Origin of the sequence: Couchioplanes azureus (assembly GCF_014648355.1) — a bacterium.
Lineage (GTDB): Bacteria > Actinomycetota > Actinomycetes > Mycobacteriales > Micromonosporaceae > Actinoplanes > Actinoplanes azureus.
In genome coordinates, this window is record NZ_BMQY01000006.1 from 91,838 (window position 1) to 117,687 (window position 25,850).

At 73.7% G+C, this 25,850-nt stretch carries 24 protein-coding genes and 1 pseudogene; 10 read left to right on the forward strand and 15 right to left on the reverse strand.

Annotation, left to right across the window (positions count from 1 at the left end; all coding sequences use genetic code 11):
- Window positions 1-3 precede the first annotated feature (3 nt).
- Genes IEY99_RS21965 through pdxH form a run of 3 tightly spaced genes read right to left on the reverse strand, consistent with a single transcriptional unit; the run spans window position 4 to window position 2,877 of the window.
- Window positions 4-930 carry an aldose 1-epimerase family protein gene (locus IEY99_RS21965; protein ID WP_189205920.1) on the reverse strand — a complete coding sequence of 309 codons (927 nt, stop codon included), beginning with the start codon at window positions 928-930 and terminating at the stop codon, window positions 4-6.
- Between the two features lie 10 nt (window positions 931-940).
- On the reverse strand, window positions 941-2,191 hold the full coding sequence (locus tag IEY99_RS21970; protein ID WP_189206218.1) for an MFS transporter: 1,251 nt from the start codon (window positions 2,189-2,191) through the stop codon (window positions 941-943).
- Between the two features lie 59 nt (window positions 2,192-2,250).
- The gene (gene pdxH / locus IEY99_RS21975; protein ID WP_189206219.1) at window positions 2,251-2,877 is read right to left on the reverse strand and encodes a pyridoxamine 5'-phosphate oxidase; all 627 of its coding nucleotides are present in this window, start codon (window positions 2,875-2,877) and stop codon (window positions 2,251-2,253) included.
- Window positions 2,878-3,080: 203 nt separating this feature from the next.
- Here pdxH and IEY99_RS21980 point away from each other — a divergent pair, with 203 nt between their 5' ends.
- Both IEY99_RS21980 and serC read left to right on the forward strand, forming a co-directional pair.
- Window positions 3,081-4,187 (forward strand): citrate synthase 2, encoded by a 1,107-nt coding sequence (locus tag IEY99_RS21980; protein WP_189205921.1) that lies wholly within the window; start codon window positions 3,081-3,083, stop codon window positions 4,185-4,187.
- Window positions 4,188-4,218: 31 nt separating this feature from the next.
- Window positions 4,219-5,340, forward strand: a complete 1,122-nt coding sequence (gene serC, locus IEY99_RS21985; RefSeq protein ID WP_189205922.1) for a phosphoserine transaminase — start codon at window positions 4,219-4,221, stop codon at window positions 5,338-5,340.
- Here serC and IEY99_RS21990 read toward each other — a convergent pair.
- The gene (locus IEY99_RS21990; protein ID WP_189205923.1) at window positions 5,327-5,773 is read right to left on the reverse strand and encodes a GNAT family N-acetyltransferase; all 447 of its coding nucleotides are present in this window, start codon (window positions 5,771-5,773) and stop codon (window positions 5,327-5,329) included. The genes serC and IEY99_RS21990 overlap by 14 nt on opposite strands.
- A gap of 186 nt (window positions 5,774-5,959) precedes the next feature.
- Here IEY99_RS21990 and sepH point away from each other — a divergent pair, with 186 nt between their 5' ends.
- Complete coding sequence (gene sepH, locus IEY99_RS21995; RefSeq protein WP_189205924.1) at window positions 5,960-7,045, forward strand: septation protein SepH; 1,086 nt, start codon at window positions 5,960-5,962, stop codon at window positions 7,043-7,045.
- 55 nt (window positions 7,046-7,100) lie between these two features.
- On the opposite strand, the gene thpR is transcribed toward sepH, so the two are convergent.
- The 3 genes from thpR to IEY99_RS22010 form a co-directional block, all read right to left on the reverse strand.
- Complete coding sequence (gene thpR / locus IEY99_RS22000; protein ID WP_189205925.1) at window positions 7,101-7,580, reverse strand: RNA 2',3'-cyclic phosphodiesterase; 480 nt, start codon at window positions 7,578-7,580, stop codon at window positions 7,101-7,103.
- 9 nt (window positions 7,581-7,589) lie between these two features.
- On the reverse strand, window positions 7,590-8,039 hold the full coding sequence (locus tag IEY99_RS22005; protein ID WP_229799087.1) for a hypothetical protein: 450 nt from the start codon (window positions 8,037-8,039) through the stop codon (window positions 7,590-7,592).
- A 148-nt stretch (window positions 8,040-8,187) separates the two neighbouring features.
- Entirely contained in the window at window positions 8,188-9,393 is a 1,206-nt protein-coding gene (locus tag IEY99_RS22010; protein ID WP_229799089.1) for a CynX/NimT family MFS transporter, read from the reverse strand.
- 199 nt (window positions 9,394-9,592) lie between these two features.
- Here IEY99_RS22010 and IEY99_RS22015 point away from each other — a divergent pair, with 199 nt between their 5' ends.
- Window positions 9,593-10,267, forward strand: a complete 675-nt coding sequence (locus tag IEY99_RS22015) for a FadR/GntR family transcriptional regulator (protein ID WP_189205926.1) — start codon at window positions 9,593-9,595, stop codon at window positions 10,265-10,267.
- 5 nt (window positions 10,268-10,272) lie between these two features.
- Here the strand turns inward: IEY99_RS22015 and IEY99_RS22020 are convergent, their stop codons facing one another.
- The 3 genes from IEY99_RS22020 to IEY99_RS22030 form a co-directional block, all read right to left on the reverse strand.
- Complete coding sequence (locus tag IEY99_RS22020) at window positions 10,273-11,580, reverse strand: MFS transporter (protein ID WP_189205927.1); 1,308 nt, start codon at window positions 11,578-11,580, stop codon at window positions 10,273-10,275.
- Between the two features lie 68 nt (window positions 11,581-11,648).
- Window positions 11,649-12,092 carry a MarR family transcriptional regulator gene (locus IEY99_RS22025; RefSeq protein ID WP_373293423.1) on the reverse strand — a complete coding sequence of 148 codons (444 nt, stop codon included), beginning with the start codon at window positions 12,090-12,092 and terminating at the stop codon, window positions 11,649-11,651.
- 86 nt (window positions 12,093-12,178) lie between these two features.
- Complete coding sequence (locus IEY99_RS22030; protein WP_189205929.1) at window positions 12,179-13,669, reverse strand: NCS2 family permease; 1,491 nt, start codon at window positions 13,667-13,669, stop codon at window positions 12,179-12,181.
- 249 nt (window positions 13,670-13,918) lie between these two features.
- On the opposite strand from IEY99_RS22030, the gene IEY99_RS22035 reads away from it, so the two are divergent.
- Window positions 13,919-14,131 (forward strand): DUF2530 domain-containing protein, encoded by a 213-nt coding sequence (locus tag IEY99_RS22035; protein ID WP_189206222.1) that lies wholly within the window; start codon window positions 13,919-13,921, stop codon window positions 14,129-14,131.
- Window positions 14,132-14,271: 140 nt separating this feature from the next.
- Here the strand turns inward: IEY99_RS22035 and IEY99_RS22040 are convergent, their stop codons facing one another.
- On the reverse strand, window positions 14,272-15,114 hold the full coding sequence (locus tag IEY99_RS22040) for a DUF3027 domain-containing protein (RefSeq protein WP_189205930.1): 843 nt from the start codon (window positions 15,112-15,114) through the stop codon (window positions 14,272-14,274).
- A gap of 357 nt (window positions 15,115-15,471) precedes the next feature.
- Between IEY99_RS22040 and IEY99_RS22045 the strand changes: the two genes are divergently transcribed.
- The 3 genes from IEY99_RS22045 to IEY99_RS22055 all read left to right on the forward strand — a co-directional run bounded on the left by IEY99_RS22045 (window position 15,472) and on the right by IEY99_RS22055 (window position 19,618).
- Window positions 15,472-17,547: an MFS transporter gene (locus tag IEY99_RS22045; protein WP_189205931.1), complete on the forward strand. Its 2,076-nt coding sequence runs from the start codon at window positions 15,472-15,474 to the stop codon at window positions 17,545-17,547.
- Window positions 17,548-17,990: 443 nt separating this feature from the next.
- Window positions 17,991-18,608 carry a futalosine hydrolase gene (locus IEY99_RS22050; RefSeq protein ID WP_189206223.1) on the forward strand — a complete coding sequence of 206 codons (618 nt, stop codon included), beginning with the start codon at window positions 17,991-17,993 and terminating at the stop codon, window positions 18,606-18,608.
- Window positions 18,609-18,799: 191 nt separating this feature from the next.
- Window positions 18,800-19,618: a 1,4-dihydroxy-6-naphtoate synthase gene (locus IEY99_RS22055; RefSeq protein ID WP_189205932.1), complete on the forward strand. Its 819-nt coding sequence runs from the start codon at window positions 18,800-18,802 to the stop codon at window positions 19,616-19,618.
- A gap of 219 nt (window positions 19,619-19,837) precedes the next feature.
- On the opposite strand, the gene IEY99_RS22060 is transcribed toward IEY99_RS22055, so the two are convergent.
- Genes IEY99_RS22060 through IEY99_RS22070 form a run of 3 tightly spaced genes read right to left on the reverse strand, consistent with a single transcriptional unit; the run spans window position 19,838 to window position 21,152 of the window.
- Window positions 19,838-20,224, reverse strand: a complete 387-nt coding sequence (locus IEY99_RS22060; RefSeq protein ID WP_189205933.1) for a cold-shock protein — start codon at window positions 20,222-20,224, stop codon at window positions 19,838-19,840.
- 60 nt (window positions 20,225-20,284) lie between these two features.
- Window positions 20,285-20,896: an HAD family hydrolase gene (locus IEY99_RS22065; RefSeq protein ID WP_189205934.1), complete on the reverse strand. Its 612-nt coding sequence runs from the start codon at window positions 20,894-20,896 to the stop codon at window positions 20,285-20,287.
- Between the two features lie 46 nt (window positions 20,897-20,942).
- On the reverse strand, window positions 20,943-21,152 hold the full coding sequence (locus tag IEY99_RS22070) for a hypothetical protein (RefSeq protein ID WP_189205935.1): 210 nt from the start codon (window positions 21,150-21,152) through the stop codon (window positions 20,943-20,945).
- Window positions 21,153-21,236: 84 nt separating this feature from the next.
- Between IEY99_RS22070 and IEY99_RS22075 the strand changes: the two genes are divergently transcribed.
- Window positions 21,237-23,663, forward strand: a complete 2,427-nt coding sequence (locus tag IEY99_RS22075) for a helicase-associated domain-containing protein (RefSeq protein WP_189205936.1) — start codon at window positions 21,237-21,239, stop codon at window positions 23,661-23,663.
- A gap of 50 nt (window positions 23,664-23,713) precedes the next feature.
- Entirely contained in the window at window positions 23,714-25,375 is a 1,662-nt protein-coding gene (locus tag IEY99_RS22080; RefSeq protein WP_189205937.1) for a DNA repair helicase XPB, read from the forward strand.
- Between the two features lie 7 nt (window positions 25,376-25,382).
- On the opposite strand, the pseudogene IEY99_RS33855 reads toward IEY99_RS22080, so the two are convergent.
- Window positions 25,383-25,850 (reverse strand): annotated as a pseudogene (locus IEY99_RS33855) (hypothetical protein); the annotation flags it as partial.

The window sequence follows — 25,850 nt, forward strand, 5'->3', positions numbered from 1 at the left end:
GGCTCAGCCCACCACCCGGATGCCCCAGGAGGCCCGCCAGGCCTCCCCGGGCGCCAGCACGACCAGGTCACGCCCGGACCGGAACGCGTCGGGCGGGCAGGTCATCGGCTCGATCGCCAGGGACCGCCGGAACCGCTCGCCGCTGAGCGTGTCACCGGTGAACACCTGCCACCACTTGAAGCTGTCGTCGCCCCAGACCGTCACCGACCGGCCGCCGTCCGGCGCCGCGATGGTGACCGAGGAGCCGCCGTCCGCGTCGGCGATCAGGTCTCCCCAGGTCGTGTCGAGCTCGGCCGTGCCGACGCGGCGCGGCTCGGTGAAGTCGAACTCGCCGCCGGCCACCTTGACCGCGCCGATCGGCAGCATCCGGGCGTCGGTCAGCAGCTTCATGCGGCCCGGCACGCGCAGCACGGTGTCGTCCACGGCCACACCCGGGACCCGCAGGTACGGATGCACCGAGAACCCCCAGGGCGCGTCGGCGTCGCCGGTGTTGGTGACCTCCTGGTCACAGCGCAGCCCGCCGGCGCCCACGCTCCACCGGGTCCGCAGCGTGAGCGACCACGGATATCCGGCCTGCGCCGGCAGGTCGAACTCCAGCGTGACGGCATCCGGCGCCCGCTCGGCGAGCCGCCACCGGGCCCAGTTGACCAGCCCGTGGATCGCGTTGTGCGTGCCCGGCTCGGTGAGGGGCAGGTGATACGTCGTGCCCTGGAAGGTGTAGCGCCCGTCGCGGATCCGGTTGGGCCACGGCGCGAGCACCTGCCCCGCCGAGGCGGGCGAGATCTCGTCGGGCCCGAACCCGTCCACGATCTCGGCCGCGCCCACGGCGTACTCCCGCAGCACGCCGCCGACCTCCGCGAGCGTCGCCCGCTGGCCGCCCGCCTCGATCGTCCACTGGGTCCCAGACTTCGCCGACACGACATCCGTCATGCAAAGGACATTATCGGTTCGCCGGGGCGTCGGCCGGGGGGCGGTAGCGACCGAGCGCGGGGAAGGCGAGGGCCAGCACCACGGCCAGCCCGGCGGCGGCGAAGCCACCGCCCACCCAGGACGCCGTCGGTCCGGCGAGGTCCGCGGTGGCGCCCGCGCGCAGGTCGCCCAGGCGCGGGCCGCCGGCCACGACGACGGTGAAGACGCCCTGCAGGCGGCCGCGCAGCCGGTCCGGCGCGTACACCTGCAGGATCGACTGCCGGTAGACCGCGCTGACGAGGTCGGCCGCGCCGCCTACCGCGAGCAGCGCCACCATCAGCCACAGCGAGCTCGCCAGCCCGGCCAGCCCGACCGCCACGCCCCAGCCGACCACGGCGACGACCAGCGCGACGCCCTGGCGCCGTACCCGGCCGATCCACCCGGAGGTGAGGCCGCCGAGCACCGAGCCGATCGCGATCGCGGCGAACAGCCAGCCGACCGCGGCGCCGCCGCCGAACCGGTCGTCGGCGATCTCCGGGAACAGCGCCCGGGGCATCGCCAGGACCATCGCGACGATGTCCACCGCGAAGGACAGCAGCAGCACCGGCTGGGTGGCGAGGAAGCGCAGGCCGTCCGCGATGCCGCGCAGGCCCGCGGTGGGCTTCCCGGCAGGGTCCCCGCCGTGCTCCGGCGGGATGGACGGCAGCTTGTACGCCGCCCAGAACGAGATGGTGAAGAGCGCGGCGTCCACCGCATAGGCGATGGTGACGCCGGTGCCGGTGGACCAGGTGCCGAAGATGAGGCCCGCGGCGAGCGGGCCGAGCACCCCGCCGGCGGTCGTCGTGGTGTAGGAGAGGGTGTTGGCCGCGGGCACCAGCGCGGCGGGCACGATCCGCGGGATGATCGCCTGCCGGGTCGGCGAGCTGATCGCGAAACCGGCCGACTGCACCGCCGTGAGCGCCAGCAGCAGCACACCGCTGCGCATCCCGAGCAGGGCCTGCACCAGCAGCCCGACCGTGGACAGCCAGGCGAGCGTCGAGCTGGCGATCAGCAGCTTGCGCCGATCCACCACGTCGGCGGCGGCGCCGCCCCAGAGACCGAAGATCAGCAGGGGTACGAGCCCGGCGATGCCGAGCAGGCCCACCCAGGCGGACGAGTGCGTGATCGCGAACATCTCGACCGGCACGGCCACCGCGGTGAACTGGAAGCCGAAGAACGAGACGCCGTTGCCGATCCACATCCGCCGGTACGCGACCCCGCGCAGCGGCCGTACGTCGATCATCCAGCTCTTGCCGGCCCGCTCCTCGACGACCTTCTCCGCCGCCTCGACGGGCTCCTGGCTCACGGGGCGAGCCGCTCGACGACCCAGCTCGCGCCGGTGCGGCGGTAGCGCAGCCGGTCGTGCAGGCGGTTGCTGCGCCCCTGCCAGAACTCGACCGTCTCCGGCACCACCCGCAGACCGCCCCAGTGCGGCGGGGCGGGCACCTCGCCGTCGGCGCCGAAGCGCTCGACGGCGGCCGCGAGCCCCGCGTCGACGGCGGCGCGGTCGGGCACCACCCGGCTCTGCGGGCTCGCCCACGCGCCGAGCTGCGAGCCGCGCGGCCGGCTCGCGAAGTACGCCTCGGTCTCGGCCCGGTCCACCTTCTCCACCGCGCCGCACACGATCACCTGGCGCTGCATGGCGAACCAGGGGAACACCAGGCTCGCCTGCGGATTCTCCAGCGCCTCGGTGCCCTTGCGCGACGTGTAGTTGGTGAAGAACACGAAACCGCGCTCGTCATAGCCCTTGAGCAGCACCGTCCGAGCACTCGGCCGGGCGGCGGCGTCCGCGGTGGCGACGATCATGGCGTTGGGCTCGGGCAGCGCGTACTCCAGAGCTTCGGAGAACCAACGGCCGAACTGCTCCGGCCAGGCCGCGGCCAGGTCCGTCTCGAGCAGCGCCCCGCGCTCGGTGTAGTCGCGCCGCATCGCGGCGGGCAACGGTGGGTCCGGCGTCACATGCGTTCCTTTTCCGAGATCGACCCAACGAACCTAAGTCGTGTACGCCGCCACGTCGCCTCCGCGAGGATAGGTGTCGCAGACAGCACATTCCCGCGGGTCGACCGGCCGGTCACCGGCGGGCAAGATGAGACACCCACGGCTTCGACCAGCCGGACTCCCCAGGAGGCGTCGTGTCCGATTTCAAGCCGGGCCTGGAGGGCGTCGTCGCCTTCGAGACCGAGATCGCCGAGCCCGACAAGGACGGCGGCTCCCTGCGCTACCGGGGAGTCGACATCGAGGACCTGATCGGCCAGGTGTCCTTCGGCAGCGTCTGGGCGCTGCTGGTGGACGGCCGGTTCGGGCCCGGGCTGCCGCCCGCCGAGCCGTTCCCGGTGCCGGTGCACTCCGGTGACATCCGGGTCGACGTGCAGTCCGCGGTCGCGATGCTGGCGCCGTACTGGGGGCTCTCCCAGCTCCTCGACATCGACGACGACCAGGTCCGCACCGACCTGGCGCGGGTGTCGGTGACCGCACTGTCGTTCGTGGCGCAGGCCGCGCGCGGGCTGGGGCTGCCGGCCGTGCCGCAGAAGGACATCGACAAGGCGCAGACGATCGTCGAGCGGTTCATGAAGCGCTGGCGGGGCGAGCCGGACCCCCGGCACGTCAAGGCGGTCGACGCGTACTTCATCTCCGCCGCCGAGCACGGGCTCAACGCCTCCACCTTCACCGCCCGGATCGTCGCGTCCACCGGCGCGGACGCCGCCGCCTGCATCTCCTCCGGCATCGGCGCCCTCTCCGGGCCGCTGCACGGCGGCGCGCCCTCGCGCGTGCTGCACATGATCGAGGCGGTCGAGCGCAGCGGCGACGCCGAGGGATACGTCCGGGGCGTCCTCGACCGCGGTGAGCGCCTGATGGGCTTCGGCCACCGCGTCTACCGCGCCGAGGACCCGCGTGCGCGCGTGCTGCGGCGCACGGCCCAGGAGCTGGGCGCGCCCCGCTTCGAGGTGGCCGAGGCGCTGGAACGCGCCGCCCTCGCCGAGCTGCAGGCGCGCAAGCCCGACCGCATCCTGGCGACCAACGTGGAGTTCTGGTCCGCGGTCGTGCTGGACTTCGCCGAGGTCCCGGCGCACATGTTCACCTCCATGTTCACCTGCGCCCGGGTGGCCGGCTGGAGCGCGCACATCCTCGAGCAGAAGAAGCTCGGCCGCATCGTGCGGCCCAGCGCGCGCTACGTGGGACCGCCCGCCCGCAAGCCCCAGGACGTGGAGGGCTGGGAGTCGGTCCCGCATAATCTGTAATGGCTTCGCCACCGAGGAGAAGGACCCCCCGTTGACTGATCCGATCCGCATCCCCGACGACCTCAAGCCCGTCGACGGCCGCTTCGGTTCCGGGCCGAGCAAGGTGCGTCCGGAGGGCGTCGACGCGCTCGCCCGGGTGTCCAGGACCCTCCTCGGCACGTCGCACCGGCAGCAGGCGGTGAAGCGGCAGGTGGCCCGCCTCCGCAACGGGATCGGCGAGTTCTTCTCCCTTCCGGAGGGGTACGAGGTGGTCATCAGCAACGGTGGCACCAGCGCCTTCTGGGAGACCGCCACCTTCGGGCTGATCCGCGACAAGGCCCAGTTCGCCGAGTTCGGCGAGTTCGGCGCCAAGTTCGCCAAGGCGGTCGCCGACGCGCCGTTCCTGGCCGAGCCGACCGTCCACCGGGCCCCGGGGGGCAGCGCGGCCTACCTGAGCGCCGAGCCGGGCGTCGACGCCTACGCGAGCGTCCACAACGAGACGTCGACCGGCGTCGCCGTGCCGGTCAAGCGGGTCGCGGGCGCCGACCCGGGCGCGCTGCTGCTGACCGACGCCACCTCGGGCGGCGGCAGCCTGGACGTCGACCTGACCGAGACCGACGTCTACTACCTGGCGCCGCAGAAGGCGTTCGGCTCCGACGGCGGACTCTGGATCGCGCTGATGTCACCGGCGGCGATCGAGCGGGCGCACGAGATCAAGGCGTCGGGACGCTACATCCCGCAGTTCCTCGACCTCGTCACCGCCGTCGAGCAGTCCCGGCTCGACCAGACGTACAACACCCCGGCGCTGGCCACGGTCTTCCTCGCCGCCGAGCAGATCGACTGGATGAACGCGCAGGGCGGGCTGGGCTGGGCCACCAAGCGCAGCGCCGAGAGCGCGGCGGCCATCTACGGCTGGGCGGACCGCTCCGACGTGGCCTCGCCGTTCGTCACCGACCCGGCGCTGCGCTCCCAGGCGGTCGCCACGATCGACTTCGTCGAGGGCGTGGACGCCGCCACGATCGCCAAGGTGCTGCGGGCGAACGGCATCGTGGACACCGAGCCGTACCGCAAGCTGGGCCGCAACCAGCTGCGGGTGGCGCTCTACCCCACCGTCGACCCGGCGGACGTGGAGGCGCTCACCCGCTGCATCGACTTCGTCGTCAGCCGGCTGTGACCTTACGGGCCATGACGATCTCCCCGTCGTCGATCTCGCCGGTCTCGGCGAAGCCCGCGGAGAGGTAGAGCGCGCGGGCCCGGTCGTTGGACGGCACGAAGCTGAGCCGTACGGTATGGGCCCCGTGCTCGCTCGCCGCGAAGGCGACGGCGGCCTCGAGCGCCTGCCGGCCCAGCCCGCGGCCCTGGAACCGGTGGTCGATCATGAGGCGGACGAGGACGTGCTCGCCGGGGGTGTCGCCCGGATGCAGCAGCACGAAGCCGACCAGCTCACCGTCCGCATAGACGGCGCGCGGTTCGGCCTGCGGATAGATGTGGGTCTCGGCGATGCCGACGACGTTCGGCGCCACGAAGCCGGACTGGTCGGGAGCGACCTCCAGCTTGATGACGGCGCGGAAGTCGTCCTTGGTCACCGGGCGGAGTTCGACGGTCATGCCGCCTTTCTAGGACCGCGCACCGCGCCCCGGCAAGGCGTTATCCGCTGAAGATCATCTTTGCTGGTCAATGACTTCGACGGCGTGGCATACCACCATTGGGTGACCAAGGCGCGTACCGTGTTCCGAAACGCGCCCGGGTGGCTGACTCTCGGGAACAGGCCAGCGACGGGACGGAGGCAACGCATGCGGCCGGTACGCTTCGTCGCCCTCTCCGAGGACGGTCAGGCCCTGGTGCTCGCCGACGAGGTCGGCCGGCTCCTGGCACTCCCCATCGACGAGCGGGTCAGCGGCGCCCTGCACCACGAGGGCGGCGGCGCCGGCACGGTCGCTACGACCGGCACGGCGCTGGCCGTGCCGGGCGAGTCCATGGCGACGCTGTCCCCGCGCGACATCCAGGCACGGATCCGCTCGGGCGAGTCCGCCGAGGACGTCGCGCGCGTCGCGGGCGTGCCGGTCGACCGGGTCCTGCGCTACGCCGGACCGGTGCTGCAGGAGCGGGCCATGCTCGCCCAGCACGCCCGCCGCACCCGGCTCAAGACCTCGGACTCCGGCGCCCCGCTGGCCGAGGTGGTCGACAGCCGGCTCGCCCAGCACGGCATCGACACAGAGAAGATCTCCTGGGACGCGTTCCGCCGCGACGACGGCACCTGGCGCATCATCGCCACCTGGCCGTCCGGCAAGGCCACCGCGCAGGCGGTCTGGGACCTGGACAAGGGTCGCCAGGTGGTCGCGCCGCACGACGACATGGCGCAGTATCTGTGCGCCGAGCGGCCGACCCAGATCCTCGGTCAGGAGCCCGCCCCCGAACGCGGCGGCCACGAGCGCGGCGGCCACGGCCTGCCCGGCCCCGCCCGGACGGCGGAGCCCGGTCGTGGCGGTCGAGGCCTGCCGGCGACGGACGCGCCCCGCCCGGTCCGCGACCCGATCCGGGCCGGACGCGACGCCCTGCTGGCCTCCCTCGACCGCCCGCTGGGCGGCGACCGTTCCGGCCGCGGCCTCGAGCCGGCCGCACCGGAGACCCGCCGCCCGGTCGCCGGCGGCGCCGCGGCGCTGCTCGGCGGCGGCGCCGGCTCGGCCTTCGACGACGACGCGGACCTGCCCAAGGAGGTCCCGGCGGTGCCCAGCCTGGCCGTCCTCCGGCCGCGCCGCACCGTCGGCGCCCAGACCGGCGAGTCCGAGGCGGAGGAGCCGGCGAAGCCGCGCAAGCGCCTGCCGAGCTGGGACGACGTGCTGTTCGGCGGCGGCCCGGCCGCCCGCGAGAGCTCCTGAGCCATCGATCCGGCTGCCGGATCCCGCTGCCGGGTCCGCGGCGAGGGGTCGTGCGCTACCAGGTCCGCAGGGTGGTATAGGCGCCGTCCGGCTCCACGCGCACCAACGCGATCTCGCCGAGCGTCCACGAAGGCCCGGCATAGGCGTCGAGCGTCTTCCGCACGGCGTCGTCGTGCGCGTACATCACGGTCAGATGCGGGGTGAACGGACGGCTGTCCGGTGACAGCCCGACGCGCCGCGCGGCCGCCCGGATGTCCTCGCTGAGGTCGCCCAGCTCACCTTCGACTCCGGCCCAGGTCACCCGGCCGGCGAAGTCGCCGCCACCCCGCAGGCGGAGCTCACGCCCGCGGGGCACGCTCACCATGCCGAGGGCGTCCTCCAGCGCGGGCCGGCACTCCTCGGCGACCTCGCCGAGGAAAGCGAGCGTCACGTGCCATTTCTCCACCGCCGTCAGGCGTTGCCGGCTCGGCCCGAGTCGCTGCCGCAGGTCCTTGCGCACATGGTCCGGGGGATAGATCGCCACGAAAAGCCGCACGCGGTGACCCTAGCGGAGGCGCACCCCGGCGGCGTGCAGCTCCTCCTCCACCCGCAGCCGCTCCAGGTCGCGGTCCATCCCGTCGAGCGCGGTCAGGTGGTGCGGCAGGCCGAGGGCCTCGCTGGCCAGGGAGAGCCGGTGATCGTACGCCCGCACCACCGCGGCCAGCCAGGCGGCGGACTCGACGGTGGGACCACCGCGCCGTTGCCGGCCCAGGCGCCGCAGATCGGCGGCGAGTTCCTCGACCCCCGGGCCGGGCACCGGCGGCGCCGCGAACGCGCCCCCGGCACCGAGCCGGCGGTCGAGCCGGCGCAGGGCCCGATTCCGCTGCCGCTCGCGCCGGGTCCACAGGCGACGCCCGGGCAGCCCGTCCGCGCACGCCACGACGGCGACGGCACAGGGAAGGGACAGCAACGCCAGGAGCGCCGCCACGACGACAATCATGTGCGAGATGCTCACGGGATGACGCTAGGCCGTCGCGGACCGCCACCGAGAGGGCCGTTCGGATGACTCGGTCTGCCAGCTTCGCCCGGCACGGCACGACCTTGCCCAACACACCGCCGACCCCCTGCGGGCCTGCTCCGGGGTCTGCGCCCGCCTCGCGCGGTCAGCCGATCCGGCGGTCCCGGCCGGCGAGGTAACCGGCGACCATCTGCGGCACCATGAGGGCCGCCATGAGCGCGAGCGGCAGCCGCCAGCTTCCGCTGTGCTGGTAGAGCGCGCCCACGACGATGGGTCCGGGGATCGACAGCAGATAGCCGGCGCTCTGCGCGAAGGCGGACAGCCGCGCCACGACGGCGGCGTCCCGCCCGCGCAGCGCGATCATCGTCAGCGCCAGCGGGAACGCGCAGTTGGAGATGCCCAGCAGGGTCGTCCACACCCAGGGTGCCGCGGCGGGCGCGACGCACAGCCCGGCGAACCCGGCCAGGCCGAAGAGCCCCAGGCCGACGGCGACCCCGCTCTGGCGCGGCAGCCGGCCCGCCACCGCGGAGAGCCCGAACGACAACGGCACCCCGAGCAGCGCGATCACCGCGAACAACAGGCCCGCGGTGCTCGCCGACAGACCCGCGTCCCGGAAGACCTGGGGCAGCCAGCCCATGATCACGTACGCGGCGGTGGACTGCAGCCCGAAGAAGACGGCCAGCGCCCAGGCCACGGGCTCACGCCACAGATTCGGCGCGGGCCGGACAGGCCGTCCAGCCGCGGCAGTGTCCCGCTTGGAGCCCGGAGTCTCCGCTTTGCCCGGACGTACGGCGGTGCGGTTGCGCGCGAGGCGGACCCACAGGGGCAGGGCCAGCGCGGCCGCCACCGCCCACACGCCGAGGCCGAGCCGCCAGTCCCCGCCGAAGGCACCGGTCAGCGGCACCGTGACCGCCGCGGCGGTGGACGCGCCGAGGTTGAGGGCGACCGAGTACAGGCCCGTCATGGCGCCCACCCGGTCGGGGAACCACTGCTTGACGACGACGGGCAGCAGCACGTTGGCCAGCGCGATCCCGGCGAAGGCCAGCGCGGTCAGGGCCAGGAAGAGGGGCGTGCCGCCGGCCCAGGGACGCACCGCGAGGCCGAGCGCCAGCGCCGTCGCACCCACTGCGACCGCTCCCGCAGTCCCCCACCTGCGGGCCAGCAGGGGCGCGGTGGAACCGATCACCGCGAAGCAGAGCGCCGGCACGGAGGTGAGCAGACCGGCGACCGTGGCGCTCATGCCGAAGCTCTCGCGCACCTCGGCGAGAACCGGCCCCAGGCTGGCCACGGCCGGCCGCAGGTTGATCGCCGCGAGCACCAGCGCGGCCACGGCCAGGCCCCGGCCGCGCACGGCGAAGAGGCCACCGCCCCGGCCGCCCGAGCCACCCGTGGCGGAACCGCCCGGCCCGCCCGTAGCAGGGGCGTCCGCAACCGCAGTCCCGGCAACCGCACCGCCCCCGGCAGGACCGTTTCGGATCACGGCGCTGTCGCTGGTGACAGGGGAACGTCCGGTGCTGTCAACGTCATGGGACCGATCATAGAATCATGGGATGAATCTGGGTCCGGTCCCGAGAGCGGAATCACTGTCCGGCCGCGTGATCGCCGAGCTGCGCCACCAGATCACCTCGGGCGCGTGGCCGGTCGGCCACCGCATCCCCACCGAGCCGGAGCTCGTCACCCAGCTCGGCGTGGCCCGCAACACCGTCCGCGAGGCGGTACGCGCCCTCGCCCACAACGGGCTGCTGGACATCCGGCAGGGCTCGGGCACCTACGTCGTGGCCACCAGCGAGCTGGCCGGCGTCATGCAACGCCGGTTCGCCACCGCCGACCCGGCCCACGTACGGGAGCTGCGCGGCACCCTCGAGGCGGCCGCCGCGGCCTTCGCGGCCCGCCGGCGTACCGATGACGACCTCGACCGCCTGGAGGCCCTCTACGCCCGGCGGGAGCAGGCCTGGACCACGGGTGAGCGGGACGCCTTCGTCGACGCCGACGTGGCGTTCCACCAGGCCGTGGTGGCGGCCTCGCACAACGAGGTGCTGGTCGCGCTCTACGCCGACCTGGGCCAGGTGATCAGGGAGTCACTGCGCGGCCATTTCGGCGCCTCGCTGAGCCAGGACGAGTACAAGGAGCATCACACCCTCCTGGAGGCGATCCGCGCCGGAGACGCCGCGGTCGCCACCGCGGAAGCCGCCTCGTACACGTCATCCTGCGAGACCGCCCACTAGAGCGGTCAGGCGGCGACGGCGGGCCGGTCCTCTTCCGCCTCCGGCGTGCGGATCAGGGTCAGCCGCGGCCGCGGGTCGGCCTGCACGCTGAGCCGGTCGCCGCTGGCCCGCAGCTGCCAGAGCAGCGCCGCGGCCGTCGCCACGAGGCAGACGATCCCGGCCGCCCAGATGCTCGACGGCACCCCGAAGTGCTCGCCCCACCAGCCGGCCAGCGAGGCACCGGCCGGCGTCGTGCCCAGGAAGACCAGGACGTACAGCGCCATGACGCGGCCCCGGTAGCGGGCGTCCACGCCCATCTGCACCCGGTGGTTGCAGGCCTGGGCCAGATAGATCGAGAAGAAGCCGGTGGGTACGAGCAGGATCATCGCGACGGCGAACGTCGGCGCGAAGCCCACCGCCACCTCGAAGACGCTGAAGGCCAGGGCCGCGCCGAGCACCCGGTACGCGCCCGGCCTGGTGCGCCGCCCGCTGCCCGCGAGCGCCCCCACGAGCGCCCCGGCCGCCAGCGCCGTGGTCAGCAGGCCGAAGGACGACGGGCCGGCGTGGAAGTGGATCTTCGCGAGGGCGGCCAGGGTGACCGGGAAGTTGAAGCCGATCATGCCGATGGCGGCCATGAGCCCGATCGGCAGCAGCAGGTCCTGCCGCTTCCAGACGTACCGGAGACCATCGACGATCTTGGCGTCGCCGGCCTTGACCGGCTTGCCCGTGCGGTAGAGGTCGGCCGGGCGCATCCGCCAGTAGCTGAACACCGGCGCGATCGCCAGCACCGTGGCGATCAGGAACACCGGGCCGGTGCCGAACACCGCGAGGGCGACGCCGGCCAGCGCCGGCCCGCCGATGCGCGCGGTGTTGAACGTCGCCGCGGACAGCGCCAGCGCGTTCGGCAGCAGCGGCAGCTCCACCAGCTCGGAGACGAACGCCTGCCGTACCGGGGTCTCGATCGCGCTGGCGGCACCGAGCAGCAGCGCGAAGAGGAACACGTGCCAGAGCACGACCACACCGCCGGCCACGAGGGCGGCGAAGACGATCGCGGTGACCGCGAAGATCGCGTTGGCGACGATCAGCAGCGCGCGCTTGTCGTAGCGGTCAGCGAGCTTGCCACCCCAGAGCGTCAGCAGCAGCACCGGTATGAACTGCAGGGCCGTCACCAGGCCCAGGGCGCCCGGCGAGTTGCCGGAGAGGTCGAGCACCAGCCAGTCCTGGGCGGTGAACATCATCCAGACGCCGACCAGCTTCACCAGCTGACCGGTCGCGAAGATCCGATAGTTACGAACTTGCAGGGACCGGAACGTCGTGCTCAGCACTGCCCGCACTCGGCTGCGCCTCCTCCTCGGTCGTACGCGTCATCGCCATGTGACGGCAGCGACAGGAGGCGGACCGGTCAGGACCGGGCGACCTGCTGCAGGATCTGCGCCGCCCGTTCGAGGGTGTCGCGTTCCTCCGGGGTGAGTTGGGCCAGCTGCCTCGCCAGCCACTCGTTGCGCGCCTCCTCGAACTGCGCGTAGACGACCCGGCCCCGCTCGGTCGCCATCAGGAAGACCTGGCGGCGGTCGGTCGGGTGGGGCGTACGCGCGACGAGGCCGCGCTCCTCCAGCTTTCCGACGATCTTGGTCATCGTCGGCGGCTGCACCCGCTCCACGTCGGCCAGCTCCCGGGGCGTCAGCGGACCGGACAGCCGAAGGCTGGTCAGCGCCGAGAGCTGGCTGAACGTGAGATCCCCGATGGGCCGGGCCTGGCGCACCCGGCGGCCGAGCCGGGTGATCGCCTCGCGCAGCGAGATGGCCAGTTGCTCGGCTGACATGCGCTCCGCCACCGACCGCTCCATCACGTTGATTAGCCTAGCTAATGAGCTAGGCTAACGACATCGAGTTCGCCTATGACCGTAGTCACCGGGCACGGTAACGCACCGGCTCAGAGAAGAACGGACTCCAGCGGGCCACGAAGGAAGTACAGGACGAAGAGCACGGCCACGCCGTACAACAGCGGCTGCACCTGCCGGGCCTTGCCGACGGCCAGCTTGATCACGACGTACGAGACGACGCCCGCGCCGATGCCGTTCGAGATCGAGTACGTGAACGGCATCAGCGTGATGGCCAGGAAGGCCGGGATCGCGATCTCGGGGTCCGTCCAGTCGATCTGCCGGACCGCCGTCATCATCAGGAAGCCGACCACCACCAGCGCCGTCGACGCCGCCTCGAACGGCACCACCGTGACCAGCGGCGCCAGGAACATCGCCAGCAGGAACAACACGCCCGTGACGAGGTTGGCGACACCCGTACGCGCCCCCTCGGCGACACCCGACGCGCTCTCGATGAACGACGTGTTGCTGGACACGCTCGCCGCGCCACCGGCCGCCGCCGCGACGGAGTCGACCAGCAGGATCTCCCGCGTCCGCGGAGGCATGCCCTCGGCGTCGAGCAGCTCGCCCTCCTGGCCCACGGCCACCATCGTGCCCATGGTGTCGAAGAAGTCCGTGATCAGCAGCGTGAACACGAACATGAGAACGACCAGCCAGCCGGCCCGGCTCCACGAGCCCAGCACGTTGAACTCGCCCACCAGCGACAGGTCCGGAACGTCGAAGACCTTCTCCGGCAGCGTGGGCACGTTCAGCGACCAGCCGCCGGGGTTGGGCTTGCCGTTCACGAACGACGGGCCGATGTGGGCGACCGCCTCGACGACGACCGCCAGCACGGTCGTCGCCAGGATGCCGACCAGGATCGCACCCTTCACCCGGCGGACGAAGAGGATCAGGGTGAAGAGCAGGCCCAGGCAGAAGACCAGCAGCGGCCAGGTCGTCAGCTTGCCGCCGACGCCCAGCTCGACCGGCACGGTCGTGCCCGCCGCGTCCGGGATCCGCCGGACGAACCCGGCGTCCACCAGGCCGATCATCATCAGGAACAGGCCGATACCGACGCCGATCGCGGTCTTCAGCGCGGTCGGCACCGCCCGGAACACCGCCGTCCGCAGCCCGGTCAGCACCAGGACGCCGATCACCACACCCTCGATCACCACCAGGCCCATCGCGTCGGCCCAGGTCATCTCGGGCGCGATCTCGTACGCGACCAGCGCGTTCACGCCGAGCCCCGCGGCGAGCGCCAGCGGGAACCGGGCCACGACGCCCATCAGGATCGTCATCACCCCGGCGACCAGGGCCGTACCGGCGGCGAGCGCGGTCATCGGCAGCCGCGCGCCGGTCGCGTCCACGCCCGCGGCCAGGATCAGCGGGTTGAGCACCACGATGTAGGCCATCGTGAAGAAGGTCGCGAACCCGCCCCGGACCTCCCGCCCGAGCGTCGAGCCGCGGGCCGAGACCTCGAAGAAACGATCAAAACCATTGCGAGGGGTACGCCCGCCGCCGGCGGCGGGGGACTCGTCATTCGCGCTTGCGGAGGCAGTGGACATGAGGGCCCTTCCACGCGGAGCAGCAAGGTGTCACGCGCATCGAAGCAGAAGGAAGGGCCGGGCAGAAGATCGGGACTGTTACAACTGTCACGACCGCCCACGGGAGATCTCGTGGGACGTACGCTCGTTCACGTGGCCGACCCGTCCCCCGCCCCGCGCGCAGCCTCTCCGAGCACCGAGGAGCCGCACATTCCCGGGCTGGACGCGGTCACCGGCACCAAGCCCCGGCCGGAGCCCCTCGACCCGCCGATGGTCCCCTTCGCCCTGGCCGGCATCGCGGCCTTCGCGGTCGCGGGCGTGATCATGCTCCTCGCCGACGCCCCGGACGACTGGCAGAGGACCTGCCTGGCGGGCCTGCTCCTGGGCATCCCGGGCTTGATCACCATGCTCCGGCACGACGCCCACCGCCGCCGCCGGCGCGCCCTGACCCACCCCGAGTTCCGCATCACCGACCCGGGCTGAGCACCTCTGCGACAGGTACCCGCGCGCCCGCGCGGGTTTCCACGGCCTCGCGGGCTTACAACGACCTCGCGCGCTCCGAACGACCCTGTTGCCGGCGTCCCATCGCCGTCGCCGCGCTCCCGGGTCGTGCGTGGCCGGACTCAGCTGTGGCCGTAGTCCTCGGCGGGCTCGCTGGCCTCCACCGAGCCGTGGCCGCGGCTCACCGCCACCGCCTCGACCTCACTGTCGTCGTAGACCGTCGGCAGCTCCTCGACCGGCTGCTCCGCCGCGCCGAGCAGCGCCTCCGAGTGCGCGCCGCAGCCGTGGTCGGCGCTGACCGCCCGGGCGTCGTCGGGGGCGTACAGGTTGCCGCAGACGCCGAACATCGCCCGCATGGACCCGGCGAGCGGCAGGTAGAAGCCGCACGTGCCGCAGCGGGCGTTGCGCGGGGCCGCGGTGGCGATCGGGGCGTCCGGGCCGGAGTCGCCCTCGTACCAGCGCTGGGCGGTCTCCATGCGGCCCTCGCGGGACATCACCCGGGACCGGCCCAGCCCGAGCTCCCAGGAGACCTCCTCGACCGCGGCATCGTCGCTGAGCACGTAGCCGGGAGCGAGCCGCTCGTCGTCGGGCGCGGTCGGCATGAGGTCGCCGACGCCGAGGTCGCCCGGCTGCACCCGCTCGTTCCACGGCACCCAGCCGGGGGCCATCAGCGCGTCCGGGCCCGGCAGCAGCACGGTCTCGCAGACGGTGACGTGGCGGGACCGGGGCACCCGGGTCACGGTGACGGCCCAGCGCCAGCCCTGGTAACCGGCCAGGTGGCTCTCGAAGAAATGGGTGACGACCCGGTCGCCCTCGGCCACCGCCTCGAGGTGTTCACCGACGTCGGCGGGGTCCACATCGGTGATGGCACCGCGCGCCACGCCGACCGCATCGGCACAGACCTGGTCGAGTCGGGCGGCACGGTTCGCGGCGGTCCTGGTCGTCACCGGGTCATTGTCCCCCACCGGCCAACCTCCGCGGCAACGACTCCCCCACATAGTTGTCCACAGCCCTCGAGCGCTCGTCCCGACGATCCGCCATGCTGCTGAGGCAGTCTCCGGCAGGGCGGTCGCATGCATGGTCTGTCTGCGGTCGGCCGCGACGGACTTGTGCCGGCCGCAGCGGCAGCGCCGGCCCGGCCGGCCGCGGCGGAAGGGTCAACTCGTGGTCGGCCGCGGCGGACGCGCCGCTCGCGGTCGGCCGTAGCGGGAGCGGCGGCCCGCAGTCGGCCGCGGCGGACGCGCCAGGTGGTGATCGGGCTCGCCGGGGACGCCGGCGGTGGGGAGGCGACGCGGGTCGCCCTGATGCGACAGGATGGGGCGATGCCGCTGCTTCCCACGATCGGACGCACCGTCGGCACCGGCGTCAGGGCGATGCGGATGCTGGTGCGAGGCGGGCTGCGCGGCAGCGCCTGGGCGACCCGCCGGGTGGGCGACGCCCGGGCCCGGGGCGCGGCCGGCGAGATCGGCATGATCCGCCTCTTCGACCTGCACGCGCTCTCCTGCGCCGGCGACACCCTGATCGCCATCGGCCTCGCCGGGACGATCTTCTTCAACGTGCCCCTGGGCGAGGCCCGCAGCAAGGTCGCGCTCTACCTGCTCGTCACGATGGTGCCGTTCGCGCTGCTGGCGCCGGTGGTGGGCCCGCTGCTCGACCACTTCCGGCACGGCCGGCGATATGCGCTCGCCGCGGCGATGCTCGGCCGCGCTTTCCTGGCCTACGTCATCTCCGACAATTTGCTCGGCTGGGGACTCTATCCCGCGGCGTTCGGCGTGCTGGCGCTTTCCCGGGCATACGGTGTGGCCAGATCCGCGGCCGTTCCCCGGCTCCTGCCGGAGGGCGTCGGTCTCTCCCAGGTGGGCGCCCGGGCCAGCGTCTACGGCACCTTCGCGGGCGCGGTGGTGGCGCCGATCGGCCTGCTCGCGTTCAAGATCGGTCCGCAGTGGCCGCTGCGGGTCTCGTCGATCATCTTCCTGGTCGGCATGGTGATCGCGCTGCGCCTGCCGCCGCGCGCCGACTCGGACCCTCCCGAGGAGGTGCCCCGCCCGTTCCGGACCATGCTGCGCCTGCGCCGCGGTCCCGACCGGCCGCTGTCCGGGAGCCTCGTCGTCGGCACTCTGATCGGCAGCGCCAGCTTCCGCTGTCTGTACGGTTTCCTCCTGCTCTACCTCGCCTTCGCGGTCAAGGCACAGGGGCTCGGCACCGACCTCTTCGGCCGCGACATCGGCAGCCAGGGCGCGGTGGCCCTGGTCGGCGGCGCCCTGGCGGTCGGCACGTTCCTCGCCACCGCGATCGGCACCCGGCTGCGCATCCGCCGCCCGGCGGCCCTGCAGTCCGGCGGCCTCACCATCACGGCCGCCGTAGCGGTCCTGACAGCGATCTTCTTCACGCTGCCGATGGTGGCGCTGCTGTCCCTGGTGGCCTCCGTCTTCAGCGGCATCGCCAAGCTCGCGGTCGACGCCAGCATCCAGGAACGCGTCCCGGAACGCCTGCGAGCCAGCGCCTTCGCCCACTCGGAAACCGTCCTGATGATCGCCTGGGTCATCGGCGGCGCGGTCGGCATCATCCCCCTCCACGGCCGCCTCGGCATCACGCTCGCCGCCCTCTTCGCCGTGGCCGCCGCAGTCCGAGGCACGATCGTCGCAACCCGCCTCCACGGCGAACGCCTCCACGGCCGCCCCGACGTCGCCGCCGAGGAAGCCAACCCCCCGGAACAACCCACCGCCGAACACCCCACGACCCGGCAACCCACCCCCGAGCCCTCCACGACCCGGCAACCCACGCCCGAGCCCTCCACGACCCGGCAACCCACGCCCGAGCCCTCCACGACCCGGCAACCCACGCCCGAGCCCTCCACGACCCGGCAACCCACGGCCGAGCACCCCACGACCCGGCAACCCACGGCCGAGCACCCCACCGCTCGGTCCACGTCACTCCACCCGGCAAGCCAGCTCACCCCACCGCACGGGATCGGTGCGCAGACGGCCTCCGATCCGCCCGCACCGCCGCCGAGGAAACCGACCGGCCGCCGACGCCGCCTGTTCTCCCGCACCGGCACCCCGGCCAGCGAGCCGCTGCCTACCCAGCCGTGGGGATCTCCCACGCCGCCGGCAGCTCCTACACCGCCACCGGCAGCCCCTACACCGCCACCGGCAGCCTCCACTCCGCCGCCGGCAGCCTCCACACCGCCACCGGCAGCCTCCACACCGCCACCGGCAGCCTCCACACCACCAGCGGGAGCCCCCACACCGTCACCGGCGACAGCCGCGCCTTCACCCGAACGACCCGCGACGCCGGAACAGCCCCGCGACGACCTCGCGCCGCCCGGCTTCCACATCTACCGGCCCTCGTCCGCCGCCAACAGCAACAGCTCTCACCCCGACGAGGCCGGGCGGTGATCCCGGCCCGCCTGCTGATCGTCACGGCGGTCGAGCCCGAGGCCGCCGCCGTCCGGGCCGGACTCGATGCCGCCGCCTTCCGGGCCGGAGTCGACGCCGCCGCCATCCGGGCCGGAGTCGACGCCGCCGCCATCCGGGCCGGAGAGGATGCCGCCGCAGCCGATGCCGCCGCGGTCAACGCCGCCCCAGCCGATGGCGGCGCGGTCAACGCCGCCCCAGCCGATGCCGCCGTGATCGATGCTGCCGCCACCCGGGCCGGAGACGACGCCGCCGCGGTCAACGCCGCCGCAGCCGACGCCGCCGCGGTCAACGCCGCCGCAGCCGACGCCGCCACGGTCAACGCCGCCGCGGTCTACGCCGCCGCAGCCGACGCCGCCGCAGCCGACGCCGCCCCAGCCGATGCCGCGCCGGTCAAAGCCGCCGCAGTCGATGGCGGCGAAGTCATTGCCGCCGCGGTCAATGCCGCCCCAGCCGATGGCGGCGCGATCGATGCCGCCGCGGTCGATGTTGTGCCGGTCGGGGTGGGGCCTGCGGCCGCGGCGGCCGGCACCGCCCGGCTGCTGGCGCTTGCCGAGGCTCGGGGTCGCCCCTATCGGGCGGTGATCTGCGCCGGGATCGCGGGCGGTTTCGTCGGGCGGGCGGAGGTCGGAGCGACCGTGCTGGCCGCCCGCAGTATCGCCGCGGATCTCGGTGCCGAGACGCCGGACGGCTTCCTGCCCGTCGAGGAGCTCGGCTTCGGCAGCAGTGTCGTCGAGGCCGACGGTGTCCTGCTCGCGGCCTTGTCGTCCGCCCTTCCGGACGCCGTCGTCGGTGACGTGCTGACGCTCGCCACGGTCACCGGCACCGCGGGGACGGCCGCGGAGCTGAGCGCCCGTTTTCCCGCCGCGGTGGCCGAGGCGATGGAGGGCCACGGCGTGGCCTGCGCGGCGCGGGCCGCGGGGGTGCCCTTCGCCGAGATGCGGACCATCTCGAACCCGATCGGCCCGCGCGACCGGGCCTCCTGGCGTCTCGAGGAAGCATTCTCCGCCCTCACCGACGCGATCGCGAAGGTCTGTGGATAACTCTGTGGACAACCACCCCGGCCCGCTGGAGGGCGGACAGCTTCCGGGCTTTCGGTGATACCGGCCGGGAGGACGCCGATCCGCACACCCGGCGGCGACCCGGCGTGGTGCCGGGCCCCGCGCGGGGGTGTGGCGATCCAGACACCGTCCGGTACGGGCTTCCCACCGCGCCCGTCGTTACGGTGAGGGACGTGGCGCTTTCACTGGCGGTCTCGCCCTGCCCCAACGACACCTTCGTCTTCCACGCCCTCGTGCACGGCCTGGTTCCCGGCGCGGCGACCGTCGACCTCACGTTCGCGGACGTCGACGTGACGAACACCGCGGCGGAGCGCGGCGAGTTCGACCTGGTGAAGGTCAGCTACGCGGCGCTGCCGTGGCTGCTCGGCGACTACGAGCTGCTGCCCTGCGGCGGTGCGCTCGGCCGGGGATGCGGCCCGCTGGTGCTCACCCGGGGCGGTCACGACGGCGACCTCACCGGTGCCACCGTCGCGGTCCCGGGCGACCGCACGACGGCCTACCTGCTCTTCCGGCTCTGGTCGCAGGGCAACGCCCTGAAGCGCATCGAGGTGGTCCCGTTCGACCGGATCATGCCCGGCGTGGCCGACGGCACCTACGACGCCGGCCTGGTGATCCACGAGGCGCGGTTCACCTATCCCCGCTACGGGCTGACGGCGCTCGCCGATCTCGGCGAATGGTGGGAATCGGAAACCGGCCTGCCCATCCCGCTCGGCGCGATCCTGGCGCGCAAGGGCGTCGTCGACCCGCGGGCCGCCACGGAGTGGATCCGCGCCTCGGTCAGCATGGCGTGGGCCGATCCGGACGCGAGCCGGGAGTTCGTCCTGGCCCACGCGAACGAGATGGAGCCCGACGTGGTGCAGCAGCACATTGCGCTCTACGTCAACGAGTTCACCCTCGACCTGGGCAAGGAAGGTTTCGCGGCGGCCGACGCCCTGCTGGGCCGGGCCGCCGCGGCGGGACTCACGCCCGCGGTGCCGACACTGCTGAGCTGATGCGGCGAAGGCCCCGGCCGGGCAGACGGCGCGGAGGCGCCGCAGGCCGCGGACGAATCCCCGGAGGACCCCGGACGGCCGGGAACGGCCGGGAACGGCCCCTGAGTGTCCCGCGCCGAGCCCGGGACAACCCACGAGGCCGCCCGTGACGGCTGAAGGAGCAGACGGGCAGACGAGAAAGGCCGCCCCGAGGGGCGGCCTTCGTCGTCCAGCGAGACGTCAGACTTCGAGCTCGCGCGCCACCGCGTGCACGAGCTGGGCGATCTTCTGCGCCGTCCGCTTGTCCGGATAGCGCCCGCGCCGCAGGTCCGGCTGGACCTTCGCCTCCAGCACCTTGATCATGTCTTCGACCATGCCGTGCAGCTCGTCGGCCGGCCGGCGGCGCAGCTCCGCCACCGACGGCGGGGCGTCCAGCACCTTCACGCCTAGCGCCTGGGCTCCCTTACGGCTGTCCACCACCCCGAACTCGACGCGCTGACCTGCCCGCAGGTCGGCGACCCCGGACGGCAGGGCGCCCTTGGGCAGGAACACGTCCCCGCCCTCGTCGCTGGTGACGAACCCGAACCCCTTCGCCGCGTCGTACCACTTCACTCGACCCGTGGGCACGCTGACCTCAACTTCACTCAATGGACTCGATTGCTCACGGCTAGGTTATCGAGCGGTGGGTCAGGACCCAACCGCTATCTCGTCGAGCAGAACGGGCAGCCCGGTCAGGTCGGGGAGCACGTGCGCCGCCCCGGCCCCGGCCAGCTCCTCCGGGGTGCAGGGACCGGTCGCCACGCCGATGCCCGGGACCCCGGCCGCGTTCGCCGCGACCATGTCGGCCACGTGGTCGCCCACGTACCACCGGACGCCGTGCTCGGTGAGCGCCGTCGCCTTGCCCTCGGCGAACAGGTCGCCCGCCAGCTCGTCGTACTCCATCCCGAGGTGGGCGAGGTGCAGGGCCGCGAGGCGGCCCAGCTTGGAGGTCACCACCACGACCCGCAGACCCCGCTCCCGTACGGCGGCCAGCGCGGCGACCGCGCCCGGCATGGGCACGGTCGGCGCGATGGCGTGGTCCGGGTACAGAGCTCGGTAGGTGGTCACCGCCTCTTCCACGTCCGCCTCGGAAAACCACTCCCGCAACTCGGTGCGCAACGGCGGCCCCAGCCGGGTGACCGCGAGATCGGCGTCGACGTGCACGCCGGTCGTCGCGGTCAGCGCCCGGTATGCCGCGCGGATGCCGGGCCGGGAGTCGATCAGAGTCATGTCGAGGTCGAACCCGACGGCCCCCGTCATGCGGACAGACTCGGCAGGACCCCGGCCACGCGGAAAGCGGGAAACCTCACGGCGTGGTGGTCGGCGTGTACGTCAGGCGCTCCACCGGCAGCGGGAAGGTCTGGTCGTCACCGAACGGCGAGGGGCCGCCGGCCCGGTCGCTCACCAGCTCGGACACGACGAGGTGCCCCTCCTTGATCGAGGACTCCCGGCCCGGCTTCTGGGTGGCCCGGCCGGCCGGAACCGCCGTACCCGGCATCTTGTTGCTTGCCCCCACAGGTCACTCCCCTTGGTCTCTCCGTCGGCCCGGCCACGCCCCGGACCCCCGCCAATCGTCCCATGGCGGCTAGCGTTGACTGCGATGGCCACCGCATTCGCCGACCAGCTCCGGTCGCTCTCCGACGACGCCCTGGGCGCGCTCATCCAGTTGCGCCCGGATCTCGTCGTACCCGTGCCGTCCGACATCTCCGCGCTCGCCGTCCGCGCCCAGTCCCGGGGTTCGGTGGCCCGCTGCCTGGACGGCCTGGACGAGTTCACCCTCGCGGTCCTCGACGCGGCACGGCTCAGCCGGGCCGAGGACACGGCGCTGACCTCGCTCTCCGCCATCCTGGCGCTCGCCTCGGCGGCGCCGGCCGACGACGTCCGGGTCGCCGTGGGCCGCCTGCGCAGCCGCTTCCTGCTGCACGGTCCGGAGGAGGCCCTGCAGGTGGTCGGCGCGGTGGACGAGGTCACCTCGCCGTACCCGGCGGGCCTCGGCCGTCCGGCCGACTACCTGGACGCGCAGGCGGCGGCTCTCTGCGCCGACAAGGCCAAGCTCCGCCGTACGGTGCTGGCCGCGCCCCCGGGCGCCCGGGCGGTGCTGGACCGCCTCGCGGCCGGTCCCCCGGTCGGCGCGCTGGCGGCGGGCGGAGTCGCCGAGCCGGTGCGGTGGCTGATCGACAACCACATCCTGGTGCCGGTCACCGAGGCCGGCCGGGCCCCTCGCCCCGACGGCGAGCTGGTCGAGCTGCCCCGCGAGATCGGGCAGCTGCTGCGGCGGGAGTCGGGACCGCTCGGCCCGCTGCGCCCGCTGCCGCCGGCCCCGGACGGGCCGGTCCGCGATCCGAAGGCCGTCGACTCGGCGGGGGCCGGGCAGGCCATGGAGGCCGTACGCACCACGGAGACGCTGCTGGAGGCCCTGTCCGCCGAGCCCGCCACGGTGCTCAAGACCGGCGGCCTGGGCGTACGCGATCTCAAGCGGCTCGCCCGCACGGCCGGCCTCGACGAGCCCGCCACGGCCCTGCTGCTGGAGGTGGCGTACGCCGCCGGCCTGCTCGGTGAGTCCGACGCGGCGGGCACCGGACGGGGCGTCACGACCAGCCGCGCGGCCGGCGCGGTGGACGAGATCTTCCTCCCCACCGGCGCCTACGACCTGTGGCGGGCGCTCAGCATCGCGCAGCGCTGGGAGGCGCTGGCCAACTCGTGGCTGGCCATGACCCGGCAGCCCGGCCTGGTCGGGCAGCGCGACGACCGCGACCGCCCGATCAACGCGCTGGCGCCGGACGCCGAGCGGGCGGGCGCCCCGCAGGCACGCCGGGAGGTGCTGGCCGCGCTGGCCGACCTGCCTGCGGGCTCCGCGCCGCACCCCGAGGAGCTGCTCGGCCTGCTCGCCTGGCAGACGCCTCGCCGGGCCCGGGGGCGCGAGCAGGCGCACCGCGACGCCCTGGCCGGCGCGGCGACGCTGGGCCTGACCGGGCTCGGCGCGCTCACCTCGTACGGGCGGCTGGTGCACTCGGGCGACGACGAGGAGCACGACCCGCTCGGCGCCGGACCGGACGGCGAACGCCTGCCGGGCGCGTCCGACGCCGTCCGCGCCCTCGACGCGCTGCTGCCGGCTCCCGTCGACCACGTCCTCGTGCAGGCGGACCTGTCCGTCGTCGTACCGGGGCCGCCGGAGCCGGAGCTGGCCGCGGAGCTGGACGTCGTCGCCGAGCTGGAGTCGGCGGGCGGGGCCAGCGTGCACCGGGTCACCGCCGCCAGCGTCCGCCAGGCGCTCGACGTCGGCTACGCGGCCGCCGACCTGCACGCGCTCTTCCGCCGCCGGTCCCGGACGCCGGTGCCGCAGGCGCTCACCTATCTCATCGACGACGCCGCCCGCAAGCACGGCGGCCTGCGCGCCGGTTCCGCCGGCTCCTACCTGCGCAGCGACGACGAGGCGCTGGTCGCGGAGGTGCTGGCCGACAAGCGCCTGGCCGCCGCGTCGCTGCGCCGGCTCGCGCCGACGGTGCTGGTCAGCCCCCTGCAACTGGCCCAGCTGCTGGGCGCGCTCCGGGAGGCCGGGTTCGCCCCGGTCGCCGAGGATGCCGCGGGGGCGGCCGTGCTGTCGCGTCCCAAGGTACGGCGCGCTCCCACCCGTACCCCGGTCTCGTTCCGGCTCGGCGACCAGGCCGGGCCCCCGGCGCTGACCGGCCCCCTCCTGGCCGGGGTGGTCGAGCAGATCCGCCGCGGCGACATCGCCACTCGCGCGGCACGCCGCGCTCCCGTCACCGTGCGGGCCGCGACCGGGCAGAGCGTGCCGGGCCTCACCTCCGTGCAGGCACACAGCCAGGCGATGGCGGTGCTGCAGCAGGCCGTCCGGGACAAGGCCCGGGTGTGGGTCGGGTACGTCGACTCGCACGGCGCGACGCTGTCGAGGCTGGTACGCCCGGTGTCGCTGAGCGCCGGCTACCTGCGCGCGGAGGACGAGCGGACCGAGACGTTGCACACCTTCGCCCTGCACCGGGTGACCGCAGCGGTCCTGGAGGAGTGACGCCGCGTGTCAGACTGGAGGGTCTTCTCTCGTTCGTAGAAGGGCATCTGGTGAGCGGCGGACCCCTGATCGTGCAGTCCGACAAGACCCTGTTGCTGGAGGTCGACCACCCCGACGCCCAGGCCTGCCGGATGGCCATCGCGCCGTTCGCGGAGCTGGAGCGCTCGCCCGAGCACGTGCACACCTACCGGCTGACGCCGCTCGGGCTGTGGAACGCCCGGGCCGCCGGCCACGACGCCGAGGGCGTCGTGGACTCGCTGATCAAGTTCTCCCGCTATCCGGTGCCGCACGCCCTGCTCGTGGACGTCGCCGAGACCATGGACCGGTACGGCCGCCTCCAGCTGGTCAACGACCCCTCGCACGGGCTGGTCCTGCGCGGCCTGGACAAGATCGTCCTGATCGAGGTGGCGAAGAGCAAGAAGCTCGCCGGCATGCTGGGCGCCCGCATCGACGACGAGACCATCGTGGTGCACGCCTCCGAGCGCGGACGGCTCAAGCAGGCCCTGCTCAAGCTGGGCTGGCCGGCCGAGGACCTGGCCGGGTACGTGGACGGCGAGGCGCACCCGATCGACCTGGCCGAGGACGGCTGGACGCTGCGGTCGTACCAGCAGGAGGCGGTCGAGGGCTTCTGGGCCGGCGGCTCGGGCGTGGTCGTGCTGCCCTGCGGCGCCGGCAAGACCCTGGTCGGCGCGGCCGCGATGGCCACCGCGAAGGCGACCACCCTGATCCTGGTGACCAACACCGTCGCGGGCCGGCAGTGGAAGCGGGAGCTGGTCGCCCGCACGTCGCTGACCGAGGAGGAGATCGGCGAGTACTCCGGCGAGCGCAAGGAGATCCGTCCGGTCACCATCGCGACGTACCAGGTGCTGACCTCCCGCCGCGGCGGCGCCTTCACCCACCTCGACCTGTTCGGCGCCCGCGACTGGGGGCTGGTCATCTACGACGAGGTGCACCTGCTTCCGGCCCCCATCTTCCGCTTCACCGCCGACCTGCAGGCCCGCCGCCGCCTGGGCCTGACGGCGACGCTGGTGCGCGAGGACGGCCGCGAGGGCGACGTCTTCTCGCTCATCGGGCCCAAGCGCTACGACGCGCCCTGGAAGGACATCGAGGCGCAGGGCTGGATCGCCCCGGCCGAGTGCACCGAGGTCCGGGTGACGCTGACGGACGCGGAGCGGATGGCGTACGCGGTGACCGAGGCGGAGGAGCGCTACCGGGTGGCGGCCACGGCCCGGACGAAGCTGCCCGTGGTCCGCGCGCTGGTGGAGAGGCACGCGGGCGAGCAGACGCTGGTCATCGGCGGCTACATCGACCAGCTGCACGAGCTGGGCGAGTACCTCGACGCCCCGATCGTGCAGGGTTCCACCACCAACAAGGAGCGCGAGCGGCTGTTCGACGAGTTCCGTGCGGGCACGCTGCGGACGCTGGTCATCTCGAAGGTGGGCAACTTCAGCATCGACCTGCCGGAGGCGGCGGTGGCGATCCAGGTGTCCGGCACCTTCGGCTCCCGCCAGGAGGAGGCCCAGCGCCTGGGACGGGTGCTGCGGCCGAAGGCGGACGGGCGGCAGGCCCACTTCTACACGGTCGTCTCCCGGGACACGATCGACACCGAGTACGCCGCGCACCGTCAGCGGTTCCTCGCGGAGCAGGGATACGCGTACACGATCGTCGATGCGGACGACGTCCTCGGCCCGCCCCTGCCCCGGATCGACTGAGGACGCCCTACCGCGTGGGCACCGCCACCGGTTCGTCGGGCTCGGGCGGGTGGATCGGCTCGACGACGGCAGGGGGTGCGGAGTCCGCCTCACCGCGCGTGCTGAGGAGGAAGCCGCCGGCCAGGCAGCCGAGCGCGACGAACATGGCGAGCACGACGGCGCCGGCGATCGCCACCCGGATCCAGGCGCCGGACCCGGGACGACCGGCGGGAGTCGCGGGCGGCGGCGGGAGAGGCGGCCCGCCCACGAAGGGTGGTGCCGCGCCCGGCCGGCCGGCCGCACCCGGGCCGCCACGGGGGAAAGGGCCGCCCGGCGGGAACGGGCCGGGCCGGGTCGGGCTCAGGTGGGGCGGCGGCGGCATGACCGCAGCGGACCGGGGCCGGCCGTACACCGGCACCGGCGCACCGCCTCCGATCGCGGCCGTCCGCTCCGCCCGCCCGGCGAAGGGCCGGGGCCGGCCGGAGCCGGGCGAGGC